Genomic DNA, 23,041 nt, shown 5'->3' with positions numbered 1-23,041 from the left:
TTTATAGCATTAAAATAACAACGAATTTCCTGCTGTGAAGCCCAACGATTCACTCCAGCCATGCGCTTTTCAGTACGTCGTCCAGAGGCCGGGCGTCGCCAGTTCCAGCAAATGCCCATCCGGATCGCGAAAATAGATGCTGCGCCCGCCGCGCGGCCATTCGGTCCGGCCCTCGATCTCGATATTCTGCGATTCGAGCCGCTCTTCCCACCTCGGAAGCACCTCAGCCGCTATCGCAAAAGCCACGTGCAACGGTCCGTGACCATCATGCGGCGGGATCGTGCCGCCCGGCAGATGCACCGTTTCGAGGGTGGCGCCGCGCGCGAACAACAGCAGCACGTTGTTGCCGCCCACGTCATAAGCGCGAAAACGCGCGTCCGAGGTCAGAAGCGGCAGATCCAAAACCTGTTCGTAGAAATTCGCCGCCCGCTCAAGGTCATCGACATAAAGGGCGGTCTCAAGCACGCGATCAAGCTTCGGCATCGCCGGCCTTCTCACCACATGTTCAGAACAACCCTCGCCTCGTCCGACATGCGGCTCGGATCCCACGGCGGGTCCCACACCACCTCAACCTTCACCGGGCCGACGCCGGGGACGCTTGCCACCGCGTTCTCGACCATCAGCGGCAGCTCCGCCGCCGAGGGGCAATTCGGCGTGGTCAGCGTCATGTCGACATTGACCGAGCGGTCGTTCTTGATGTCGACCTTATAGATGAGTCCAAGCTCATAAATGTCGGCCGGGATTTCCGGATCGTAGACGGTCTTCAGCGCCGAGACGATGCCGTCGGTCAGGCGTGACAGTTCTTCTTCCGAAAGGGCCGCTTCGGCCGCGGGATTCTCGGTCATGCAAAAATATCCTGTGCCTTGATGAGAGCCTGCGCCAGCGCATCGACCTCATCCTTGGTGTTGTAGAGCGCGAAGGACGCGCGGCAAGTGGCAGTGACGCCAAACCGCGCGAGCAGCGGCATCACGCAGTGGGTGCCGGCGCGCACGGCGACACCGGACCGATCGATGATGGTTGCGACATCGTGTGGGTGCGCACCCTTCAGCTCAAAGGACACGATGGCGCCCTTCTCTTTTGCGGTGCCGATGATCTTGATCGAATTGATCTCGCGCAGCCGCTCATGCGCGTAGCGCACCAGAGCGTCTTCGTGTGCCCGGATGCGGCTCTTGCCGATGTTGTTCACATAGTCGATCGCGGCGCCGAGACCGATCGCCTGTACGATCGGAGGCGTTCCGGCCTCGAATTTGTGGGGAGGATCGCCATAGGTGACCCGATCCTCGAACACCTCGCGAATCATCTCGCCGCCGCCGTTGAATGGCGGCATCGTGCGCAGATGCTCTTCCTTCCCCCAGAGCACACCAATGCCGGACGGGCCATAGATCTTGTGGCCGGTTAAGACGTAGAAATCGCAGCCGATGTCCTGCACGTCCACGTCGAGATGCACCGCCGCCTGGCTGCCATCGACCAGCACCGGAATGCCGTGCGCCTTGGCGATCTTGACCACCTCTTTCACCGGCACGATGGTGCCAAGTGCATTCGACATTTGCGTGATCGCGACCATCTTCGTGCGCGGCGTCAGCAGTTTTTTGAACTCGTCGATCAGGAAATTGCCATCGTCATCGACCGGCGCCCATTTGATGACCGCGCCCTGCCGCTCGCGCAGGAAATGCCAGGGCACGATGTTGGAATGGTGCTCCATGATCGAGAGCACGATCTCGTCGCCGTCCTTCAGGCGCTCGCGCCCAAATGTATAGGCAACCAGATTGATTGCTTCCGTCGCATTGCGCGTGAAGATCACATCTTCCTTGCGCGGCGCGTTGATGAATTTGGCTACCTTGCCGCGCGCGCCCTCATAGGCCTCGGTCGCGGCATTGGCGAGATAGTGCAGGCCGCGATGCACGTTGGCGTATTCATGCGTATAGGCATGCTGGATGCGGTCGAGCACCGCTTTCGGCTTTTGCGCAGAGGCCGCGTTGTCGAGATAGACCAGCTTCTTGCCATAAACCTGCAGCGCCAGCGCCGGGAAATCCTCCCGGATGCGGGCAACATCATAGGCGTCTATGGTCACGGGCCTGTTCATCTGTTCCGCTAGCCGCGCGCGGCCAGCCACGCGACGACACTCTCCATCAGCACTTCGCGCAGACCGGCATGCTCGATTCCTTCGACGGCATCGCCGATAAAGGCCTGGATCAACAGCGCTTCCGCTTCCTTGGGCGGGATGCCGCGGGCGCGAAGATAGAACAGCAGGTCCTCATCCAGTGCACCGGCGGTCGCACCATGGCCGCAGACCACATCGTCGGCAAAGATTTCCAACTCCGGCTTGGCATCCGCCTCGGCGGCCTCCGACAGGAGCAGCGCATTGGCCAGCATCTTGGCGTCGGTCTTCTGCGCGTGCGGCTGCACGATGATCTTGCCCTGGAAGACGCCGCGGCTTTCGTCATCCAGCACGGACTTGAATATTTCGCGGCTCTGGCAATGGCCGACGGCGTGCGTCGCCACCAGCGTCGTATCGGCGTGCTGACGGCCCTTGAGCAGATTGGCGCCGTGAACGCGCGCAATGGCCTCCTCGCCGTTGAACTGCACGAAGAGCTGATTGCGGACCGTCAGGCCGCCCGTCGTGAAGGTGAAATCGTTGAAACGGGCGTGCGCACCGACCGAGGCCATCAGACTGGAAATATGCAGGGCATTTGCGCCCTCGCCGATCAGCTTGATGAGATCGACATGGGCGTTGTCGGCGATGACAAGTTCCAGCGCGGAATTGATCTGATAGTCCGGAGCGGCCGGTCCGACATAGCTTTCCATCAGCATGGCGCGCGCGCCGCGCTCCACCACGACCAGGGAACGCATGAATGCGGCCGCAGGCTTTTCGCCCGCAGTGATGAACACAAGATGGATTGGATGTTCGACCACGATCCCTTCGGCGATGCGGATCACCGCGCCGTCGCCCATGAAGGCGGTGTTGAGCGCCACGGCCACGTCGTTATTGGCAGCGACCTTGCCGAGATGAGCCGTCACTAGCGGATCGCCCTGCGCCAGCGCTTCCGCCATCGGACGGATGCTGAGGCCGCTTTCGAGATCGGAGAAATCGGACAGGTCCGGCGCAAAAACGCCGTCAACGAAGACGATGCGGCGGCGATCGATATCGCCAACCAAAGTATCGACCTGTTTTGCGCGCTCTTTGGCCTGCGCGTCAGGCGGTGCGGCCAAGGGCTTGGCGTCGCGCATCAGCGCGCGCAGGTCGGTATATTTCCACTCCTCCACGCGCCGGTGAGGCAGGCCGCGCGCCTCGAAGTCCGAAAACGCCTTCTCACGCAGGGCGGCAACAGCGCCGGCGCCGGGCAGCGAGGCCCTGACGCGGGAGAACGCGTCGGCAAGCCCCTGCTCGGCCGCGGTCTTGATCTGGCGGATCTCGGCGTTCATCAGGCCGCCTCTTCCTGCTGAAACTGCGAGTAGCCGGAGGCTTCGAGCTCAAGCGCCAGGTCCTTGCCGCCCGTCTTCACGATCCGGCCCTTCGACAAGACGTGCACAACGTCCGGCACGATGTAATCGAGCAGACGTTGATAGTGCGTGATCACGACGAAGCCGCGATCGGGCGAACGCAGGCGGTTGACGCCATCGGCCACGATCTTGAGCGCGTCGATGTCGAGGCCGGAATCGGTCTCGTCCAGCACGGCGAGCTTCGGCTGCAGCATCGCCATCTGCAGGACCTCGTTGCGCTTCTTCTCGCCGCCGGAAAATCCGACATTGACTGCGCGCTTGAGCATCTCCTGGCTGATGCCAAGTTCACCCGATTTCTCGCGCACCAGCTTGAGGAATTCCGGCGTCGACAATTCGTCCTCGCCGCGCGCCTTGCGCTGCGCGTTCAGCGCGGTACGCAGAAAGGTCATGGTGGCGACGCCAGGGATCTCGATGGGATATTGGAAGGCGAGGAAAATGCCCTTCGCCGCGCGCTCGTCCGGCTCCATCGCAAGGACGCTCTCGCCGTTGTAGAGAATGTCACCCTCGGTGACATCATAGTCTTCCTTGCCGGCGAGCACATAGGCGAGCGTCGACTTGCCGGACCCGTTCGGGCCCATGATCGCATGCACCTTGCCCTTCTCGATCGTCAGATCGAGGCCGTTGAGGATCTTCTTGCCGTCGATTTCGACATGCAGATTTTTCACTTCAAGCAAAGACATAGCCACTCCTGGTCACTGCGATTCGAGAATTGCGAGGATCGCCTGATCGACTTCATCCAGGCTCGCCACCCGCTTCTTCTCCACCGCGGTCATGAGGTTGAAGGCGCCCTGCTGCCGGAGCACCAGTTTCGCCACGTCATAGTGTTCGACGTCAGTGTCGATATTGATCTGATAACGATCATGCTTGAGCACGATGCGGGGCCCTTCCCGCGTCATGTCGAGGCCCACCGACCTGATCCGCTTGCCGTTCAGATGCTTTTCCAGATCGATGGCGCGCCCCTCCATACGGGCCAGGCGACGCTCCTGCGCCGCCGCGTCTTCGGACAGCGCGTCCTCGGCGGCCTTCTGTCGCTTTTCCAGATCTTTCTTGAACGACATAATAATCGTCCTAACCGACCGAGCCTTCCAGCGAGATCGAAATCAGCTTCTGCGCCTCGACGGCAAATTCCATTGGCAATTGCTGCAGCACGTCCTTGACGAAGCCATTGACCACAAGCGCCGTTGCCTCTTCGGCGGACAGCCCGCGCTGGCGGCAATAGAACAGCATGTCCTCGGAAATCTTCGAGGTCGTGGCTTCGTGTTCGAACACGGCCGAGGAATTCTTTGCTTCAAGATACGGCACCGTGTGGGCGCCGCATTTGTTGCCAATCAACAAAGAATCACAATTGGTAAAGTTACGCGCGCCCGATGCCTTGCGGTGAGCCGAAACGAGACCGCGATAGGTGTTCTGCGACTTGCCGGCGGAAATACCCTTGGAGATGATGCGGCTGGTCGTGTTCTTGCCCAGATGCAGCATCTTGGTGCCGGAATCGACCTGCTGGTAGCCGTTCGAAATCGCGATCGAGTAGAATTCGCCGCGTGAATTGTCGCCGCGCAGGATAACGCTTGGGTATTTCCAGGTAATTGCCGAACCGGTCTCGACCTGAGTCCAGGAAATCTTCGCGTTCTTCTCCCGGCAATCGCCACGCTTGGTGACGAAGTTGAACACGCCGCCGCGACCTTCGGCGTCGCCCGGATACCAGTTCTGCACCGTCGAATATTTGATCTCGGCGCCTTCCAGCGCCACGAGCTCGACCACTGCGGCGTGCAACTGGTTCTCATCGCGAGTTGGCGCGGTGCAGCCTTCCAGGTAACTCACATACGAGCCCTTGTCGGCGATGATCAGCGTGCGCTCGAACTGGCCGGTGTTCTTCTCGTTGATGCGGAAATAGGTCGACAGCTCCATCGGGCAACGCACACCCGGCGGCACGTAGACAAAGGAGCCGTCCGAGAACACCGCCGAATTCAGGGTCGCATAGAAGTTGTCGGTGATCGGCACCACGGAGCCGATATATTTCTTCACGAGGTCCGGATGCTCGCGCAGAGCCTCGGAGATCGGCATGAAGATCACGCCAGCCTTTTTGAGTTCTTCCTTGAAGGTGGTCGCAACCGAGACCGAGTCGAACACGGCATCAACGGCGACGCGCGAGGGCGTAGAGCCATCTTCGCGCAACACGCCGGCGAGGATTTCCTGCTCGCGCAGCGGAATTCCGAGCTTTTCGTAGGTGCGCAGGATTTCGGGATCGACCTCTTCGAGCGACTTCGGCGCCTTAAACTTCTTCGGCGCGGCGTAATAGTAGATGTCCTGGAAATCGATTTTCGGATAGCGCACCCGCGCCCAGGTGGGCTCGCGCATGGTCAGCCATCGCCGATAGGCCTCAAGCCGCCACTCGAGCATCCATTCGGGCTCGTTCTTCTTTGCCGAAATGAAACGGACGATGTCTTCGGACAGGCCCTTGGGGGCTTTTTCGGTTTCGATAAGGGTTTCGAACCCGTATTTGTATTGATCAACGTCGATACGGCGAACGTGCTCGACGGTCTCTTGTACGGCCGGCATTCTCTCCTCCGTCGCGGTTTCAAGGACCGCGGGTTGGATCTGTCGGTATGGTGTGTCGTCGTGTTCCCTCTCGAACCTCCTTGAGGCTGTTCAAGCGGCTATTCCACGTCGCTCCTTACCTAATGATTCCGATAACTTATTCCAAGCTTTGAGGAAGGCCCCGACCTGGGATTCAGTGGTCAAAGCCCCCAAACTCACCCTTACGGCCCCGCGCGCCAGGGTCTTATCGACCCCCATGGCGGCCAGGACATGCGACGGCTGCACCTTGCCCGAGGAACACGCGGCGCCCGACGACACCGCAACCCCTTCCAAATCAAAGGCGATGACCGCCGTCTCGGCCTTCATGCCGGCAACGGCAAACAGGGTTGTATTCGGCAGCCTTGGAGCGTCGGCACCGAAAATGACCGCATCGGGCGTCCGGGCCCTGACCCCCGCTTCAAGCTGGTCGCGCAATCCCGCCATACGAACGGCGTCGGCCTCCAGCGAGCCCGCGGCCGCCTCGGCCGCGGCGCCGAACCCGGCAAGGGCGGCGACATTTTCGGTTCCGGCCCGCGCGCCGCGTTCCTGCCCACCACCCCGGATCAGCGGATCAGCGATATGCAGGCCCTCGCGCAGGACCAGCGCCCCGGCCCCCTTGGGTCCGCCCAGCTTGTGGGCCGACAGGGTCAGAAGGTCTGCGCCCAGTGCCTTGATGTCGAAAGCGATCCGACCGGGTCCCTGAACGGCGTCGACATGCAGCAGCCCGCCGGCTTCATGCACAATGTCAGCGGCTTCACGGATCGGTTGAATAACCCCGGTCTCGTTATTGGCCAGCATGACCGACACCAGCGCGGATGCGCCCGGCTTCAGCATTCGCCGCAACATGTCGAGATCAATCACGCCGGCTGCCGTCACCGGTACCTCGCCCACCTGATGGCGTGGAAACCGGCCGCCATGGCTGACCGAGGGATGCTCGATGGCAGACACCAGAAGCAGATCGCGATGCTGCTTGCTGGTTCCGTCCTCAATCATCGGGGTCAGCGCCAGCATGTTCGCTTCGGTCCCGCCTGAGGTGAAAATCACCTGGGCAGGGTCTGTGCCGACAAGTACCGCGACTTTGGCGCGTGCCGCCTCTATCACCCGACGGACCGCACGGCCCTCACCATGAACGGACGACGGGTTTCCGATCAGACCCAATGCCTCGATACAGGCCACCCGCGCCTCGGGGCGCAGGGGCGCTGTGGCATTCCAGTCCAGATAGGCCCGCTCAGGCATCAATACCTCGATACCGTCTCCCCTGACGGCAGAATGATCCTACCACCAACACAATCACGGCAAGCTTGCAATTCGCCCCGGCAATTGTGGTAGAAAGCCTTTCGTCGCGTCCTTTCGGCCCTTTGCGGCGGCCGGTGCCGGAAGCCGCTCCCATAATTTAGAATGGTTCCAAATAGTTACGCGCGCTCGCCGCTGCCGTCAAGCGCACTCTGAGGCTGCCACGCGTCCCATCGCGCGCAGCGCCAGTCGAGGACACTAAGCCGACATGCCCGAGGTTATCTTCGCAGGCCCCGCCGGACGGATCGAAGGCCGCTACCATCCCGCGTCCCAGAAAAACGCGCCTCTGGCGCTGATCCTGCATCCGCATCCCCAATTCGGCGGGACGATGAATCACCAGATCACCTACCAGATGTACTACTCCTTCGTGCATCGGAATTTTTCGGTGCTGCGGTTCAATTTCCGCGGCGTCGGCCGCAGCCAGGGCACCTTTGATCACGGCGTCGGAGAATTGTCGGACGCCGCTGCCGCGCTCGACTGGGCCCAGACCATCAATCCGGAAGCGCGTTCCTGCTGGATTGCCGGTTTCTCGTTCGGCGCCTGGATCGGCATGCAATTGCTGATGCGGCGTCCGGAAGTCGAAGGCTTCATTTCGGTCGCGCCGCCCGCGAACCTGTATGACTTCTCGTTCCTCGCGCCGTGTCCATCGTCGGGTCTGATCATCCACGGCGACAAGGACGCGGTGGTTCCCTACAAGGACGTCACCGGCCTCGTCGACAAGCTGAAGACACAGAAAGGCATCGTGATCGAGCAAAAAGTCGTGCCGGGTGCCAACCACTTCTTCGACGGCAAGATCGAAACGCTGATGCAGTCGGTCAACGGCTATCTCGACAAGCGCCTGAAGATCAAGACCACGGCGGCGTAACCCGCGATGGTGAGGCGATCTGTGCTGACGATCGCCCTCACCCTTGTCCTGCTCCTGGCCGTCGTTTACGGCGCCTATCACTACATGCTGAGTGTTCCGGGCACGCCGCATCAGGGCGCGCTGCCGCCGCTCACGCCTGAGGAACGCGACCTTGCGGCACGCTTGCGACGGCATGTCGAGGTGGTTGCGGCCGCCGAACACAATGTCGAGCATTATGACGAGCTCGAAAAAGCCGCGCGTTACATCGAAGGCGTACTCGAATCCTATGGCTATCCTGTCACCCGTCAGGTCTTTCGTTCGCGCGGCAAGGACGTGCGCAATATCGACGTTGTGCTGGAAGCGCCGAAGAAGGATATCGATGTCATTGTTATCGGTGCACACTACGACAGCGTGCAGGGAACACCGGGCGCCAATGACAATGCGACCGGCACAGCCGCGGTGCTGGAACTCGCCCGCCTGCTGCATGACCTGAAGGACAGCGCTGCGAAGCGCATCCGCCTTGTCCTCTTCGTCAACGAAGAGCGCCCGTATTACGGCACGCCGGAGATGGGCAGTCTGAATTTCGCCCGCCTGCTGCATGAGCGCGGCGAAGGTGTGGTCGCAATGTATTCGCTGGAAACAATCGGTTATTATTCCGACCAGCCCGGCAGCCAGAAATATCCAAAACCTTTTGGGACATTCTTCGCCGACAAGGGCGATTTCATCTGCTTCGTCGGCATGCTGAATTCGCGCCCGCTGGTGCAGGACACCATGCGCTCCTTCCGCTCGCACACCTCGTTTCCGACTATTGGCGGCGTGTCGCCCGGCTTTATTCCAGGCATTGCATGGTCGGATCACTGGTCCTTTGCGCAATACGGATTCCAGGCGGTGATGGTCACCGACACCGCGCCGTTCCGCTATCCGCATTACCACCGGCCGACCGACACACCGGACAAGATCGACTACGAGAAGCTCGCGCGCGTCGTCAAAGGCATGGAGCGGGTGATCCGGGATTTGGTGCAACAATAGACGATGTCATCGTCGCGAAGCGGACGACCCAGCACCTTTTGGCTGTCAACAATCACCGGATGCCCCGCTTGCGCGGGCATGACAGAATGCAGATCCCGCGCACGCTACGGCTTCACCAGCACGCCACCGCAGATCGGCTTCGCAACGCCCGTCGTCGTCGGAAAGGTAATCGGCAAACCGCGCAATCTGCGCACCGCCATATAGGCAAATGCCTGCGCTTCAATGGCGTCGGCGTTCCACCCGACCGTGTCGGCAGTTTCCACCTTTGCAGGCGCGAGTCTTTCCGCCAGCATGCGGATCAGCGTGATGTTGTGCACGCCACCGCCGGCCACGATCCAGGTCCTCGGCGGCTCGGGCAGCAATCCGACGATCGCCGCAACCGACCCCGCTGTGATCGCCGTCAGGGTCGCCGCGCCGTCTTCAAGGCTTTTGTCGGCAAGCGCGGCCTCCTTGGCGACAAAGCTCCGGAACTCATTGCGATCCAGCGATTTCGGCGGCTTTTGCGTAAAGAACGGATGCGCCAGAACGCGCGCGACGGCGTCGTCATCGACGCGTCCCTGGGCCGCATTCACACCCGCTGCATCGAAAGCATGTCCGGCACGCGCGCGCATGAAATCATTGATCAGCGCGTTGCCCGGACCGGTGTCGCAGGCGAAGGGATCGGGAATGTCGTCGATATAAGTGATATTGGCGACGCCGCCGACATTGAGCACCGCCACCGGACGTGGCCGGTCGAGCCCCTCGGTCAGCGCGCGGTGATAGACCGGGACCAGCGGCGCACCCTGCCCGCCGGCGGCGACATCGGCGGCGCGAAAATCATACACCACAGGACGCCCAAGCTGTTTCGCCAGCGCCGGTCCGTCGCCGATCTGGATGGTCAGCTTGCGCTCGGGCTTGTGCAGGACGGTCTGTCCGTGAAAGCCGACAACGTCGATCGTTCCCGGATCAATGGCATTGGTGTCAAGAAATGCCCGCACCGCCTCGGCATGCAATGAGGTCAGTCTCTGTTCCGCGTCGGCGATGATGCCGGGGCGCGCATTGCGGTCGGTCTGCGTGCGCGCGGCCTCCATGGCCTTGCGCAGCAACACCTCGTCTTCGTCGCGGTAAAAATGCAGCGCCGAGGGGCCGAAGCGCAGATGGCTCTCACCGTCCGTTTCCAGCACCGCCACGTCGATTCCGTCCATCGACGTCCCGCTCATCAGCCCGATCGCCCGGAAAAGTGCCACTCTGCCCCCGCAGTTTGAATCCCTCGCCGGACCTGTTACACCACCAGGCCCGGGCGAGCGAGCCCGGCCCCCTACACTTTTCCTGTACGCCGATGACTGCCTTCAAATCCGATTTCCTCAATATCCTGTCGCGCCGCGGCTTCATCCATCAGATTTCCGACGCCGAGGGGCTTGATGCGCTCGCGGTACGGTCGGAGGTCGTGGCCTATGTCGGGTATGACTGCACGGCGCCTTCGCTGCATATCGGGCACCTTCTTTCCATCATGATGCTGCACTGGCTGCAGCAGACCGGGAACAAGCCGATCGCACTCATGGGCGGCGGCACGACGCGGGTCGGCGATCCTTCCGGCCGTGACGAGACGCGCAAGCTCCTCACCTATGAGCAGATCGACGCCAACAAGGAATCGATCAAGGCGACTTTTTCGAAGTTCCTGAAATTCGGTTCCGGCAAACGTGACGCGGTGATGGCCGACAATGCCGAATGGCTGACGACGCTCAACTATATCGAGATGCTGCGCGAGGTCGGCCGTCACTTTTCGATCAACCGCATGCTGACGATGGATTCGGTGAAGCTGCGCCTCGAGCGCGAGCAGGAATTGTCGTTCATCGAATTCAACTACATGATCCTCCAGTCCTACGACTTCGTCGAACTGGCCAGGCGCTATAGCTGCAATCTGCAGATGGGCGGTTCGGATCAGTGGGGCAATATCGTCAACGGCATCGATCTTGGCCGCCGCATGGGCACGCATCAGCTCTATGCGCTGACCTGCCCGCTGCTGACGACGTCCTCCGGCGCCAAGATGGGCAAGACCGCGGCCGGCGCGGTGTGGCTGAACGCCGACATGCTGCCGGTTTACGATTACTGGCAATTCTGGCGCAACACCGAGGACGGCGACGTCGAACGCTTCCTCAAGCTGTTCACCTTGCTGCCGCTGGACGAGATTGCCCGCCTCGGCGCGCTGAAGGGACAGGAGTTGAACGAGGCAAAGAAAATTCTCGCGACCGAAGCCACGGCCTTGATGCACGGGCGCGAGCTTGCCGAACAGGCGGCGGAAACGGCGCGCCGCACCTTCGAGGAAGGCGCACTCGCCGAAACGCTGCCGACCATCGCGATCGGAAAAGCCGAACTCGACAACGGCATCGGCGTGCTCACGGCCTTCGTACAAGCGGGCTTCGTCACCTCCACGAGCGAAGCGCGGCGTCAGATCAAGAGCGGCGGGTTGAAGGTCAACGACGCAACGGTCGTCGACGAGAAGATGGCGCTGTCGGGAAAAGATCTGACACCCGCGGGCGTGATCAAGCTCTCGCTGGGCAAGAAGCGGCACGCCTTGCTGAAGCCCGTATAACGTGACCAGCAAAAGTCGGAACCGGGTTTGCGGAGCAATCAAGCTTGCGCAGATTGCGCAAAATTATCTGTGCTCGCGCGTCAACTTTAAAGCCTCAGCGCGTCGAACTTGTCGACGCTGGCATGTCCTCGCGGAAACCGGTGGTGCTGGTCGTCGCTGGAGTGTTGACGCCCGGAAATTCGAAGAATTTGCGCAACAGCCCCGGTGCGACAGCCGAAATCGGATTGACCCGCAAGACCGGCGTGCCGGGCGAGCCAACCACCTCATAGGTGATGCCGACCAGGCCTTCGTTGCTGCCGCCCAGGAACAGCCCGACGATCGGCAATTGGCCGAAGGCGTTGTTGAGACCATAGAGCGGAACGAAGGTGCCGCGCATGCGCACTTCGTTGTTGGCATAGTCAATATGGCCGTCGACGGTCGCCCCGACCGTCGGACCGCGCACCACGCCCTCTTTCACCGTCAACTTGCCTGACGCGCGGGTAAAATCCACGCGCATGCGCGTGAAATCGACTCCGGCGGACGTATTCTGCGCCTGCCCGACAACACGGCTCAGCGCCGCCTCGCCGCGAATCTTGAAATCGCGAATATTGAGAATGCCTTCGGTCGGTGCATGATCAGGCGTCGGCGGGTCCATGGCGACCCACATCTGACCTCCAAACATGCGCGGATAGGTATCGGTGAAGCGGAATAGCGCGCCGGCATCCAGCGTCTCGAAATAGAGGACATTGCGGCCGCGCCCCGCCGCACCACGCAGATCGCCGGTGAAGGGCGTATCGCGACCGATCTTGGAATTCAGCGAGAAGCTGCGAATATGTCCGGCCCGGCGCGTTACCTTGAGATCGACGCCGCGCAAGGTTTCGCCGTTAAATCCGATAACAGTACCGAGCTTCAGATCGAGGTCGAAGTCACCGGAGCGCTTCGGCTTCCGCTCGGCATCGCTGCTGCCCATGGCCGATTTCACCAAGTTTCGGCCGTCATAAACTTCGCCGCGCATGACGACCCGCAGCGTCCCCTCAGATGTTCGCTCTAAGCGCATTGTGGTCTTGTCGCCCTCCGACAACGCAAAGACCGGAAAATTCGCGTTCACCAGATCGCCCGATGCATCCTGCTCGATGCTGCCGCGCACATTGGCACCGGATCCGTCGATGACCAGATCCTCGAATCGTAAAGCCTTCTCCTTGCTGACCAGCGTGAAAGTCGCACGATTGGCCTTGCCTGCAGGTTTGACCCAACCCGGCAGCAAATTGTCGATCTTCGCCTGAGTGAGGTCCGCCTCCACCGACAGGCGCATCTCCTTGTCGCCGGAATACTTGCCGGCAATCTTCACCGGCACCGGACCGCTCAACTCAACTGCCTTTTCAAAGCCGAGACGTGCACGCGCGGCCTCGTCCAGAATGGCCTGAATGCGGATTTCGGCGTCGGAAGAATCGGCATTCTTGCGAAAATCGAGCGCCGCGGGCGTTCCGTTGATCCGCACGTCGCCGCGGATCTGATAACCCTGATTGGTGGCGGCCACCTTCAGCGCCTGCGCCTCGACCTTCTGGCCCATCATCATCTTGTCGGCGCCAAAGCCGGCAATGTCGAAGGCCATGGCATAGCTGGTCGCGCCCTTCGGCGGATCCTTCATGATCGGCAGACCGAGCGTCACCTGACCGCTGACATTGCCCTTGCTGGTCGCCGGATCGATCGGCAATCCGGCGTGGTCGCGCAACCGCTCAAGCGACAACAGTTCGGCCGCGGCCTGCACCGGACCGTCTATCCGAAACCGCACCCGCGCCGGCGGCGATTTCGGATGGGTATCGGGAATTTCGAAGACGCCGTTGCTGAGAACGAGCTTGCGGCCGCTCGACATTTCGACGACGCCGCGATTGACCGTGACGACCACATTGCGGCCCTTGATCTGCGTCTTCAGATCAGCCTCGCTGATCGCCGGCAATCCGTCGACCGGCGCGATCACGGCATTGCGCACGGTCACCTCAACCGAAAGACCGTCGGCAGGAATGGGCGGACCGCCCTCCTTCAACGTGTCGATCGGCGCATTGGTCGCGATATCCACACGCTCGATCTCGCCGCTTTGCAGATTTTCCAGCACCCAGGTGCGGACTTTCGATGCGATGAAGACCGGCCAGACTTTTTTCGCAGCCGCGCTGGACATCGGCGTAAGAGCGAGTCCGACGGCAAGCCGCGGCTCGCCTTCGGAAAAGTCGACGCTTCCGTTCAGCGCGCCCCGCACGCCGGAACCGCCGATGTCTCCCTGCACCACTTCGAGACGTCGCCGCGTAAAATCGCAATTGGCGCGGATCAGAATCCGGTTGAGCACGAGCGGCTGCGGATCGGTGTGGCTCGCCGCAAGCACCACAGAGCCGCCGGTCAGTGTCATGCGCCAGGGCGCATTCGGCTGTCCCGGCGCATCAAAGCGGCTCAGCAGCGTAATGCGGTTGGCGCCGGACTGGATTTGCAGCGGCGCAAGCAGCGATTTGCGATTGGCGTCCCAGTCGAGCGTAACCTCAGCCTTGTCGATCTGGAACGAACCGTCGACATCCGCGGGGTCTCCGATCAATCCGGCCTCGGCGACAAGACGGCCCTCAACAATCGTCGGCAGGGAATCCGGGCCGATCTCAGCGCGGATAATGCCCGACAGGGGAATGTCGGACTGGAACTGGCCTTCATCGAGCCTCGTCGCCAAGAACAAATCCTTGGTCGAGACCTTGCGCGCCTCGATCTGAATGTTGCGGCGCTGAAAGCCGCTCGGCCGCACCGAAGCCGTCAGCAGCCACGGACGTTCCTCGTTATCGGACCCAAGCGTAACCGCGATCGCGCCACCGCCAAAACGGTTCACGCTGAAATTGATCTTGTCGAAGGTCCAGTGCTTGTCGGTACGCAGATCGTCGACCTTGAGCGTGCCGTCCTTGAGACCGATCTCGCCGAGCCCGTCGCCGTCAAGGCCAAGCGCCGACAGCCTGTCCACCCATCCGACAAAAGCGACAAAGCGTTCCGCACCGTTGGGAACAGCGGTGCCCCCGGCCTGCTGCTCGGACGATTCCGGCGCGAGGGCCGTTCCCGGTTTCACGATGGCGGGTGTGACGGCAAGCGGGCGCCGCTCCGCGCCCGTCGAAATGGTGACCTGACCATCCTGTTCGATGCGGACGGACAATTCCGCGCCAACCAGACTGACGCGTTTGGCGCGCACACGTCCGGTCAGCAAGGCCGATCCCGAAATCGACACCTCGGCTTTCGGTGCGCTGGCGACGATATTCTTGTCCGCGTCGCGGATCAGGATGTCGCGAATGCGCAACGACGTCCGCCCGTTCTCGTCGCGCTCGATCTGCGTGCCGCCAATCTCAACGTTGTGATGGCGCCCGATATTTTCCTCGATCGCAGCGGCGAGGAAGGGAGACGCGAGATTGATCTCGATCGGGCCTGCCATCAGACGCAGCCAAAGCCCGCCGACCGCAAGGCCGGCGACCGCTATGGACACGCTCCCAACAATCAGCAGGCGGCGGACCAGCGGACGATGCAGACCGCCACGGATGCGCCACCAGGCGGCGCGGCGCTGCCGGATTTGCTCCTGCGATTCCGACGTTTTCGCTCGCGCAGAACAATGCTGGAGGAAAGTGTCTTCCAGCGCGCGGAGGGCTTCAGATCGTGGACCGTGCTTCAGTTCGGTCATGCCAGTGCGGGCGTCCCCTGGGCCGTGACCCTCGACGTAACGATTTCGTCGGTGCAATCGGCGCGGCTAAAGTATCTCATGGGCGCCCGCGGACGCCCTCCCGCCGGTGCCCCCACGCGGTATGGAATTTTTACGTTGACCCTCTGAAAGCGACGAAAGGAAGGCATATGCCGGCACCTCCCAGGCAAGGCACCAAGGCCGGCGTGAAGATCGGCATGCTTGCCCCCGCATTCACGCTGCCCGAAGCCGGCGGCGGCGAGGTTTCGCTGTCGGACTTCAAGGGCCGCAAGCTGATCGTCTATTTCTACCCCAAGGCCGACACCGAAGGCTGCACCCGGGAGGCACTGGATTTTACGGACCTCGCCAAGGCTTTCCGGAAAGCCGGAACCGATATCCTCGGCATATCGGCCGACCCGGTCAAAAAGCTGGACAGTTTCCGCAACAAGCACGGCCTGGGCATTTCCCTCGCCTCGGATGAGGCCCTCACGACGCTCAAGGCCTACGGGGTCTGGGTCGAGAAGTCGATGTACGGGCGGAAATTCATGGGGATCGAGCGCACCACCCTGCTGATCGGCCGCGACAGGAAGATCGAGCGGATCTGGTCCAAGGTGAGGGTCGCGGGGCATGCCGATGAGGTTCTCGAAGCTGCGAAGGCGCTGAAATAACGCTTAACATGCAACTATTTGCGGAAAATTAACCATGGACGGCTGAAATCGGCGGGTCAGTCCGGCCCGCCTGGTCCGGCAGGAAGGCGTCGATGTCCTACCGGTCCAGTTCCCATCCCCCGCGCCGTGACGCGTCCCATTACCCCGAGGGGTGGGCTTATGAATACCCCGCCCACCATGCCCATGCCGCCGCGCCTGCCAAACATGCCCAGCACCGCGCTCCGGCCACCGCGCAAACACCTCGCCGCGGCCGCAATCCGGCCGACTATACCCTCCTGCATGCCGGCCGGCAGGTGCGGCTCGGCCCAGTCGCTTTCTGGATCGCCGTCGGTGCGCTGGTCATCATGGCCGGCTGGACCCTGCTGACCGGCACCTATTTCGCGTTCCACGACGACGTCCTCAAACGGCTGATCGCCCGTCAGGCCGAGATGCAATACGGCTACGAGGACCGCATCGCCGAATTGCGCGCCCAGCTTGACCGAGTCACCAGCCGCCAATTGCTCGATCAGGAACAATTCGAGCAGAAACTCGAACAAATCGCCCGCAAACAGGCCACGCTCGAATCACGCGCCTCCGCGCTGTCGAACCTGCCCGATATGACGCCGACCGGCTCGATCCGGCACCCCGCGCGCGGCACCGCCGACCCGACCCGCGCGGCGCCGCTCAAGCCGTCTCCGATCAATGACACCGTGATCTTCCGCGCACCGCCCGACCGGGAAGCGCGCCTGGAATCGCGGCAGACGCCGGTGATGAATGCACGCACCGCGGCAAAGACTCGCGGCGGCATGGACGGCATGCTGGCGCGGATGCAGGAGGCGCTCGACCGTGTCGAGCAGAAACAGGTGGCCGCCCTCAACGCGCTCGAAGACTCCTATGACTCGCGCACCCGCCGCATCCGCGGCGTGCTCGCCGATCTCGGCATCAATCTCGGCAAGATGCCCGCCGCCGCGTCGGGAACAGGCGGGCCGTTCGTACCGGCCAATGCGCCCAAGGAGGCCTTCGAGCGACAGCTTTACCGGATCAACATCGCGCGCGGGCATGTCGACCGGCTCAATCGCACTCTGACGGCCGTACCGGTGCGCAAGCCGGTGGATGGCGAGATCGATTTCTCATCCGGATTCGGCATGCGCGCCGATCCGTTTCTGAAAAGCCCCGCCATGCATACCGGTCTCGACATGCGCGGCGACACCGGCGACCCCGTGCGTGCGACTGCGACCGGCACCGTGTCGCATGCCGGTCCGAACGGTGGTTACGGCAAGATGGTGGAGATCGATCACGGCAACGGCCTGACCACGCGATACGCCCATCTGTCAGCAATCGATGTGAAGGCCGGCCAATCCGTTCGCATCGGCCAGATCGTCGGACGCATCGGTTCGACCGGCCGCTCCACCGGCCCGCATCTCCATTATGAGACGCGCGTGGATGGCGATCCGGTCGACCCGCAGAAATATCTGCGCGCAGGCATCAGGCTGGGTGCGTACTGAATTCCCCGCCATTTCATCGAGTTGTGGTTGGCATCTGCTTACTTGACGACAATGGTGCCGATCATGCCAGCCTCCCGGTGGCCGGGAATCAGGCAGCCAAATTCAAATGTGCCGGCTTTGGTGAAACGCCACACCATTTCGTCGGATTTTTTCGGCGCCAGCCTTCGCGCATTCGGATCGGTGTGCGCCATTTCGTGATTCTCCATCATCTGATCTGCATGTTTGATATTTTCCTCCGCCGTCGCCAGAACGAATTCATGGTCCAGCTCGCCGTCGTTGCGCAGAACGAACCTGACCTGTTCGCCACGCTTCACCTCGACGCGGTCGGGAACGAAAAGCATTTTGCCGTCGCCCTCTTCCATGGCGACCTGCACAACACGGGCGGGCCGCTTCGGATTTCCCGGTTCGCCGGCTGAAAAGGCCGCATGGCTGTGGCCTGAATCCGCAATGGCTGGCGCGGCAGAAAGAGCTGCCGCCATGACAACAAATCCCGTTGCAAGGTTTGAACGCATCGATGTCTCTCCTATCAAAAATGTCTTGCGATCGCCCATGCCGTTACCGGCGCCAGGCTTGACCACGTTGAGTTCCACTTGCGTGTTTGCCGCGGAGAATACGCTCCCGCGACGTTGCACGGCCGGAGAGGCCGCCGCATGCCGCCAGCGCGCTGCTGCGGACAGAGTCCTCCCCTGCGACGTCTTAGCGAGGCGGTGGGTCGGCAGACGTCAACGGTGCCCGCGTCGGCTGGGTTGGAGGAAAGGCAACGTAATCGGCGTTCGGAAGCGGCTTATTGAAGCTGACACTGGCAAAAATAAAGGCCGCGACTGAACAGGACGTCACGCAGCAATTGTGGAGCGGTGAATTCGGCTGGGTGCCCTGATTGTCATTGTGGCAAGGCGCCTGAGCTGCCGCGTGCTCCACCTTCTCTCCATGATGATGCGCCGTCTGCCCATCCTGATGATGGTATGTCTTGCCCGTCATCACCGGCGCTGCATGCGCATGCAGTCCTGCTTGCGCATGTCGCGGCGTGAAACCACCCGCAACAGCGAGCATCGCAGCAACAGCAAAAACTACGATCTTCCGGGTGAGAATTCGCATAAAGGAACCCGCTGAAAAAAGTATAGCGGCGTCATTCCAACAGCGTCAGCAACAATTTTTGCGCCTTGGAACCGATGCGTCCGATACCCCCGCACATTGATCCACAGATTCATAAGCACTTTGATCCACAGATTCATCAGATGTGAATACGTCCTCTCTTGACACTGCCGGTCCCTGGCAACACGATTCTTGTGCTGATCCTGCCAAGGAGCGGCGTTGCCGGCAAACCGGCGTAGCTTGAAAAATCGGAGGTTGGAATGGAACCACCGATGCAGGATGCCGCGACAATCGTTGCGGCAATCGTTCGGGCCTCAACGTAGCGGCTACACCCGCGGACGGCATTCCGGGAGCGGTCGCCTGGGGCCGCATCAGTGAGGCGAGGCCCCGCTTCGACCCTCCCGGCATGTCTATCGTCGTCAGAGAATAAGCGCGGTGACGGGGATCTATCAGTCGACGTCTTCGACGTATCAGTCCACGTCTTCGACCTGCTCGGGTCCGCCGCCAAAGGCGCGTTGGGCAAGTGCCGCTTCCATGAAGGGATCGAGATCGCCGTCGAGCACGCCGCCCGTGTTCGATGTCGACACGCCGGTGCGCAAATCCTTGACCATCTGATAGGGCTGCAGGACGTAAGACCTGATCTGATGGCCCCAGCCGATATCGGTCTTGGCGGCCTGTTCAGCGGCGGCCTTTTCCTCGCGCTTCTTCAGTTCCCGTTCATAGAGCCGGGCGCGCAGCATGTCCCAGGCCTGTGCGCGATTGCGGTGCTGCGAGCGATCGTTCTGGCAATAGACCACGATGTTGGTCGGAATATGCGTCATCCGGATCGCGGATTCGGTCTTGTTGACGTGCTGGCCGCCGGCACCTGAGGCACGCAGCGTGTCGATGCGCACATCGGCTTCGTTGATGTCGATCTGGATGCGATCGTCGATCACCGGATAGACCTGAACGCTCGCAAACGAGGTATGGCGGCGCGCATTCGAATCGAATGGCGAGATGCGCACCAGCCGGTGGACGCCGCTTTCAGTCTTCAACCACCCGTAGGCATTGCGGCCTTTGATCATGACCGTCGCAGACTTGATCCCTGCTTCTTCCCCCTCCGTCTCTTCCAGCCACTCGACCTTGAAGCCGTGCTGCTCGGCCCAGCGCGTATACATGCGCATGAGCATGCTGGCCCAATCCTGGCTCTCGGTGCCGCCGGCACCGGCATGGACTTCAAGATAAGTGTCGAGCAGATCGGCCTCGCCCGACAACAGGGCCTCGAGCTCGCGGCGCGCGGCATCGGCCTTGAGCTTGCGCAGCCCCTCTTCAGCTTCGGCGATGGTCGACTGATCGTTCTCGGCTTCGCCAAGCTCCATCAACGTGACCAGATCGTCCAGTTCCTGTTCGATGCGGCCGATGGATTTGAGCTGGTCTTCGAGCGCGTTGCGCTCCTGCATGACCTTGGAGGCGCGCTGCGGATCATTCCACAGCTCGGGGTCTTCCGCCTGCTGATTCAGCTCCGCGAGCCGGACATTTGCCGTATCGAGGTCAAAGATGCCTCCTCAGCAGCCCGACTGACCGCTTGATCTCTTCGACAATGTTTTCGACTTCAGCGCGCATGACACCGGAATTCTTGAGGATGCGTGCAGCGACAACCGCTGCAGCCACGGAACGAGGCCGCCCGGATGTAGCGGGCCGCCCCTGCGATGGCAACGGCTATGTCAGTAAAGCCCGCCGGTCCCTGAGCGCACGGCGCGGCCGGATTCTTCCGGGACAGGACCGAAGAAACGTCCATCGGCGTCGCTGTAGCCGATGACGGAGGACGAATCGGGCGGCGCGGTACCTGGCTTGAAGGCTTCGAGAATGACCCGCTCGGATCCCGGACCGGCACGCAGGCCGCTCTTGGCATCGATGCGGATCAGCTTGATGCCGGCCGGCACACGGAACGGCACCGCGGCTTTGTCGGCAAGCGCCACTTTGAGAAAATCCTTCACGATCGGCGCCGCCATATGGCCGCCCGTGGAGCCGCGTCCAAGCGGCTTGGGCTTGTCGTAGCCGAGATAGACGCCAACGGCGAGATCGGGCGAGAAGCCGATGAACCACACGTCCTTCTCGTCGTTGGTGGTGCCGGTCTTGCCGGCCACCGGCTTGCCCACCTCACGCACCACCGTTGCGGTGCCGCGCTGAACCACGCCTTCCATCATCGACGTGATCTGATACGCGGTCATCGGATCGATGACCTGCTCGCGCCGGTCGACCAAGGTCGGCTCCGGCTGGTCTGCCCAGCGATCGGCATTGCAGCCGCGGCATTCGCGCTGGTCGTGCTTGTAGATAGTGTGGCCGTAACGGTCCTGGATGCGGTCGATCAACGTCGGCTTGATGCGGCGACCGCCATTGGCGAACATTGAATACGCCGCGGTCATGCGCAGCACCGTCGTTTCACCGGCACCGAGCGCGAAGGAGAGATACGGCGGCAGATCGTCATAGACGCCGAAGCGCTTGGCATATTCCGCAATCAGCGGCATGCCGACATCCTGCGCCAACCGCACCGTCATCACGTTGCGCGAATGCTCGATGCCAAAGCGCAGGGTTTGCGGCCCGTAATATTTTCCGGCGGAATAGTTTTCCGGCCGCCACACGCCAAGGCCGGGGCCCTGATCGATTTCGATCGGCGAATCCATGACAACCGTTGACGGCGTATAACCGTTGTCGAGAGCGGCGGCGTAGACAAACGGCTTGAATGAGGAGCCCGGCTGCCGCAGCGCCTGCGTCGCGCGGTTGAATTGGCTCTGATCGAACGAGAAGCCGCCGACCATCGCCAGAACGCGGCCGGTATACGGGTCCATGACGGTGATGGCACCGGATATTTCAGGGACTTGCCGCAGGCGATATTGGTTCTCGCCGACTTCCTTGCCGTCCTTCCCGACGAGCGGATCGACGTAAATGACATCGCCCGGCTCCAGCACCTGGCTGACCTTGGTCGGCGTCTTGCCGCGGGTCGGACCGCTCGCGGCTTTCGCCCATTTCACACCGTCGATGCCGATCAATCCGACCTGGCGCGCCTTCACCACCGCCCCGCCCGGCTCGCGCCCGGGCTGCAGACCGATACGCGCCGATTGGTCGGACGTTTCCAGGACGACGGCGAGTTTCCAGCCGATATCGTTCAGCGCCTTCACGTCGGCGAGCTTGACGCCCCAGTCGCCGGAAATGTCGAGCTTCTGCACCGGCCCGCGATAGCCGTGCTTCTCGTCGTACTTGAGCAACCCGTCGACCAGCACCTGGCGCGCCAGGATCTGCATCTTCGGATCGAGCGTGGTGCGTACCGAGAGCCCGCCCTCATAAAGTTTCTTCTCGCCATAACGCTCGTAGATTTCGCGTCGCACTTCCTCCGCGAAATATTCCGCGGCGAAGATATGCGCACCGGTCGGGCGCGCGGTCACGTTGAGCGGCTCTTTCTTGAATTTTTCGCCGTCGGCCGGCTTGACCAAGCCGTTCTCGATCATGCGGTCGATCACGTAATTGCGCCGCTCGATCGCGCGCTCGCGCTGACGGAAGGGATGCAGATAGGTCGGAGCCTTCGGAAGCGCGGCGAGATAGGCCGCTTCCGGCACTGTCAGTTCGTGCACCGACTTGTCGAAATAAAGAAGCGATGCGGCGGCGACGCCGTAGGCGGAAAAACCCAGATAAATTTCGTTCAGATAGAGTTCGAGAATCTTGTCCTTTGTATAGGTGCGCTCGATCTTCATCGCGAGCAGCGCTTCCTTGATCTTGCGCGTGAAGGACAACTCGTTCGTCAGCAGGAAGTTTTTTGCGACCTGCTGGGTGATCGTGGAGGCGCCTTGCGGGCGGCGGCTGCTTCCGAGGTTCTGCAGATAGAGGATACCGGCCCGCGCAATGCCGTTGAAATCGAGGCCGCCATGCTCGTAGAAATTCTTGTCCTCGGCCGAGAGGAAGGCATTGATCACGAGTTTCGGCACCGCCTGGATCGGCAGATACAGACGCCGCTCGCGCGCATATTCGGCAACCAGCGACCCGTCGCCCGCATGCACCCGGGTCATCACCGGCGGCTCGTAATCCTGCAACTGGGAATAATCCGGCAGGTCCTTGGAGAAATGCCACATCAGGCCGGCGACGCCGGCAATGCCGACCAGGAACAGAATGGTTCCGGCGGCGAACAGAAACCCGAAAAAGCGGAGCATCAATTTCATACGTTAAGACCGCTTCGGCGGACGCTGAAAGTCCCGCCGCACCCCGTTGTGAATCGTCTCTATCGGCAAAAGCCCACTCGCCGCTCGCACGCGCCGGAGCCTCCCTCGTCGCGTGATTTTATGGTCA

At 61.8% G+C, this 23,041-nt stretch carries 19 protein-coding genes; 5 read left to right on the top strand and 14 right to left on the bottom strand.

Features of this window, described 5'->3' with window-relative positions; all coding sequences use genetic code 11:
• Window positions 1-69 precede the first annotated feature (69 nt).
• From RO009_15235 to RO009_15200, 8 genes are all read right to left on the bottom strand, one after another.
• Window positions 70-483 (bottom strand): VOC family protein, encoded by a 414-nt coding sequence (locus RO009_15235; protein MDT3686388.1) that lies wholly within the window; start codon window positions 481-483, stop codon window positions 70-72.
• A gap of 11 nt (window positions 484-494) precedes the next feature.
• Entirely contained in the window at window positions 495-845 is a 351-nt protein-coding gene (locus RO009_15230; protein ID MDT3686387.1) for an SUF system Fe-S cluster assembly protein, read from the bottom strand.
• Entirely contained in the window at window positions 842-2,083 is a 1,242-nt protein-coding gene (locus RO009_15225) for a cysteine desulfurase (GenBank protein ID MDT3686386.1), read from the bottom strand. The genes RO009_15230 and RO009_15225 overlap by 4 nt, the downstream gene beginning before the upstream one ends.
• Before the next feature lie 8 nt (window positions 2,084-2,091).
• Window positions 2,092-3,423: a Fe-S cluster assembly protein SufD gene (gene sufD / locus RO009_15220; protein ID MDT3686385.1), complete on the bottom strand. Its 1,332-nt coding sequence runs from the start codon at window positions 3,421-3,423 to the stop codon at window positions 2,092-2,094.
• Window positions 3,423-4,181 (bottom strand): Fe-S cluster assembly ATPase SufC, encoded by a 759-nt coding sequence (gene sufC, locus RO009_15215; protein ID MDT3686384.1) that lies wholly within the window; start codon window positions 4,179-4,181, stop codon window positions 3,423-3,425. Before sufC ends, sufD begins: the two co-directional genes overlap by 1 nt.
• Window positions 4,182-4,193: 12 nt before the next feature.
• Window positions 4,194-4,559 carry a hypothetical protein gene (locus tag RO009_15210; protein MDT3686383.1) on the bottom strand — a complete coding sequence of 122 codons (366 nt, stop codon included), beginning with the start codon at window positions 4,557-4,559 and terminating at the stop codon, window positions 4,194-4,196.
• Between the two features lie 10 nt (window positions 4,560-4,569).
• Window positions 4,570-6,057 (bottom strand): Fe-S cluster assembly protein SufB, encoded by a 1,488-nt coding sequence (gene sufB, locus RO009_15205; protein ID MDT3686382.1) that lies wholly within the window; start codon window positions 6,055-6,057, stop codon window positions 4,570-4,572.
• Between the two features lie 90 nt (window positions 6,058-6,147).
• Window positions 6,148-7,311: a cysteine desulfurase family protein gene (locus RO009_15200; protein MDT3686381.1), complete on the bottom strand. Its 1,164-nt coding sequence runs from the start codon at window positions 7,309-7,311 to the stop codon at window positions 6,148-6,150.
• A gap of 265 nt (window positions 7,312-7,576) precedes the next feature.
• Between RO009_15200 and RO009_15195 the strand changes: the two genes are divergently transcribed.
• Window positions 7,577-8,233 carry an alpha/beta hydrolase gene (locus RO009_15195; GenBank protein ID MDT3686380.1) on the top strand — a complete coding sequence of 219 codons (657 nt, stop codon included), beginning with the start codon at window positions 7,577-7,579 and terminating at the stop codon, window positions 8,231-8,233.
• A gap of 21 nt (window positions 8,234-8,254) precedes the next feature.
• The gene (locus RO009_15190; GenBank protein MDT3686379.1) at window positions 8,255-9,241 is read left to right on the top strand and encodes a M28 family peptidase; all 987 of its coding nucleotides are present in this window, start codon (window positions 8,255-8,257) and stop codon (window positions 9,239-9,241) included.
• 104 nt (window positions 9,242-9,345) lie between these two features.
• Here RO009_15190 and RO009_15185 read toward each other — a convergent pair whose 3' ends face one another.
• Window positions 9,346-10,467 carry an anhydro-N-acetylmuramic acid kinase gene (locus RO009_15185; protein ID MDT3686378.1) on the bottom strand — a complete coding sequence of 374 codons (1,122 nt, stop codon included), beginning with the start codon at window positions 10,465-10,467 and terminating at the stop codon, window positions 9,346-9,348.
• A gap of 92 nt (window positions 10,468-10,559) precedes the next feature.
• Between RO009_15185 and tyrS the strand changes: the two genes are divergently transcribed.
• Complete coding sequence (tyrS, locus tag RO009_15180; GenBank protein MDT3686377.1) at window positions 10,560-11,813, top strand: tyrosine--tRNA ligase; 1,254 nt, start codon at window positions 10,560-10,562, stop codon at window positions 11,811-11,813.
• A gap of 94 nt (window positions 11,814-11,907) precedes the next feature.
• On the opposite strand, the gene RO009_15175 is transcribed toward tyrS, so the two are convergent.
• Window positions 11,908-15,483, bottom strand: coding sequence for a DUF3971 domain-containing protein (locus RO009_15175; protein ID MDT3686376.1), 3,576 nt, complete (start codon window positions 15,481-15,483; stop codon window positions 11,908-11,910).
• 167 nt (window positions 15,484-15,650) lie between these two features.
• On the opposite strand from RO009_15175, the gene RO009_15170 reads away from it, so the two are divergent.
• Both RO009_15170 and RO009_15165 read left to right on the top strand, forming a co-directional pair.
• Window positions 15,651-16,148: a peroxiredoxin gene (locus RO009_15170; protein MDT3686375.1), complete on the top strand. Its 498-nt coding sequence runs from the start codon at window positions 15,651-15,653 to the stop codon at window positions 16,146-16,148.
• 92 nt (window positions 16,149-16,240) lie between these two features.
• Window positions 16,241-17,632, top strand: coding sequence for a M23 family metallopeptidase (locus RO009_15165; GenBank protein MDT3686374.1), 1,392 nt, complete (start codon window positions 16,241-16,243; stop codon window positions 17,630-17,632).
• 38 nt (window positions 17,633-17,670) lie between these two features.
• Here RO009_15165 and RO009_15160 read toward each other — a convergent pair whose 3' ends face one another.
• From RO009_15160 to RO009_15145, 4 genes are all read right to left on the bottom strand, one after another.
• Window positions 17,671-18,111 carry a cupredoxin family protein gene (locus RO009_15160; protein MDT3686373.1) on the bottom strand — a complete coding sequence of 147 codons (441 nt, stop codon included), beginning with the start codon at window positions 18,109-18,111 and terminating at the stop codon, window positions 17,671-17,673.
• A gap of 217 nt (window positions 18,112-18,328) precedes the next feature.
• Window positions 18,329-18,727 carry a hypothetical protein gene (locus tag RO009_15155; GenBank protein MDT3686372.1) on the bottom strand — a complete coding sequence of 133 codons (399 nt, stop codon included), beginning with the start codon at window positions 18,725-18,727 and terminating at the stop codon, window positions 18,329-18,331.
• 467 nt (window positions 18,728-19,194) lie between these two features.
• Window positions 19,195-20,326, bottom strand: a protein-coding gene (gene prfB, locus RO009_15150) for a peptide chain release factor 2 (protein ID MDT3686371.1) whose coding sequence is annotated in 2 segments (ribosomal slippage) — window positions 19,195-20,256 and window positions 20,258-20,326 — 1,131 coding nt in all. Because the reading frame shifts where the segments join, the coding sequence is not laid out codon by codon here.
• Window positions 20,327-20,427: 101 nt separating this feature from the next.
• Window positions 20,428-22,914: a penicillin-binding protein 1A gene (locus tag RO009_15145; protein ID MDT3686370.1), complete on the bottom strand. Its 2,487-nt coding sequence runs from the start codon at window positions 22,912-22,914 to the stop codon at window positions 20,428-20,430.
• Between the last annotated feature and the right edge of the window lie 127 nt (window positions 22,915-23,041).

This window comes from Pseudorhodoplanes sp., from assembly GCA_032027085.1.
Lineage (GTDB): Bacteria > Pseudomonadota > Alphaproteobacteria > Rhizobiales > Xanthobacteraceae > Pseudorhodoplanes.
This window is presented reverse-complemented; position numbering and strand designations above follow the sequence as displayed.

Coding starts and splice junctions, on each gene's coding strand:
- RO009_15235 (MDT3686388.1), bottom strand. CDS start 483: ATGCCGAAGCTTGATCGCGTGCTTGAGACCGCCCTTTATGTCGATGAC.
- RO009_15230 (MDT3686387.1), bottom strand. CDS start 845: ATGACCGAGAATCCCGCGGCCGAAGCGGCCCTTTCGGAAGAAGAACTG.
- RO009_15225 (MDT3686386.1), bottom strand. CDS start 2,083: ATGAACAGGCCCGTGACCATAGACGCCTATGATGTTGCCCGCATCCGG.
- sufD (MDT3686385.1), bottom strand. CDS start 3,423: ATGAACGCCGAGATCCGCCAGATCAAGACCGCGGCCGAGCAGGGGCTT.
- sufC (MDT3686384.1), bottom strand. CDS start 4,181: ATGTCTTTGCTTGAAGTGAAAAATCTGCATGTCGAAATCGACGGCAAG.
- RO009_15210 (MDT3686383.1), bottom strand. CDS start 4,559: ATGTCGTTCAAGAAAGATCTGGAAAAGCGACAGAAGGCCGCCGAGGAC.
- sufB (MDT3686382.1), bottom strand. CDS start 6,057: ATGCCGGCCGTACAAGAGACCGTCGAGCACGTTCGCCGTATCGACGTT.
- RO009_15200 (MDT3686381.1), bottom strand. CDS start 7,311: ATGCCTGAGCGGGCCTATCTGGACTGGAATGCCACAGCGCCCCTGCGC.
- RO009_15195 (MDT3686380.1), top strand. CDS start 7,577: ATGCCCGAGGTTATCTTCGCAGGCCCCGCCGGACGGATCGAAGGCCGC.
- tyrS (MDT3686377.1), top strand. CDS start 10,560: ATGACTGCCTTCAAATCCGATTTCCTCAATATCCTGTCGCGCCGCGGC.
- RO009_15175 (MDT3686376.1), bottom strand. CDS start 15,483: ATGACCGAACTGAAGCACGGTCCACGATCTGAAGCCCTCCGCGCGCTG.
- RO009_15170 (MDT3686375.1), top strand. CDS start 15,651: ATGCCGGCACCTCCCAGGCAAGGCACCAAGGCCGGCGTGAAGATCGGC.
- RO009_15165 (MDT3686374.1), top strand. CDS start 16,241: ATGTCCTACCGGTCCAGTTCCCATCCCCCGCGCCGTGACGCGTCCCAT.
- RO009_15160 (MDT3686373.1), bottom strand. CDS start 18,111: ATGGCGGCAGCTCTTTCTGCCGCGCCAGCCATTGCGGATTCAGGCCAC.
- RO009_15155 (MDT3686372.1), bottom strand. CDS start 18,727: ATGCGAATTCTCACCCGGAAGATCGTAGTTTTTGCTGTTGCTGCGATG.
- RO009_15145 (MDT3686370.1), bottom strand. CDS start 22,914: ATGAAATTGATGCTCCGCTTTTTCGGGTTTCTGTTCGCCGCCGGAACC.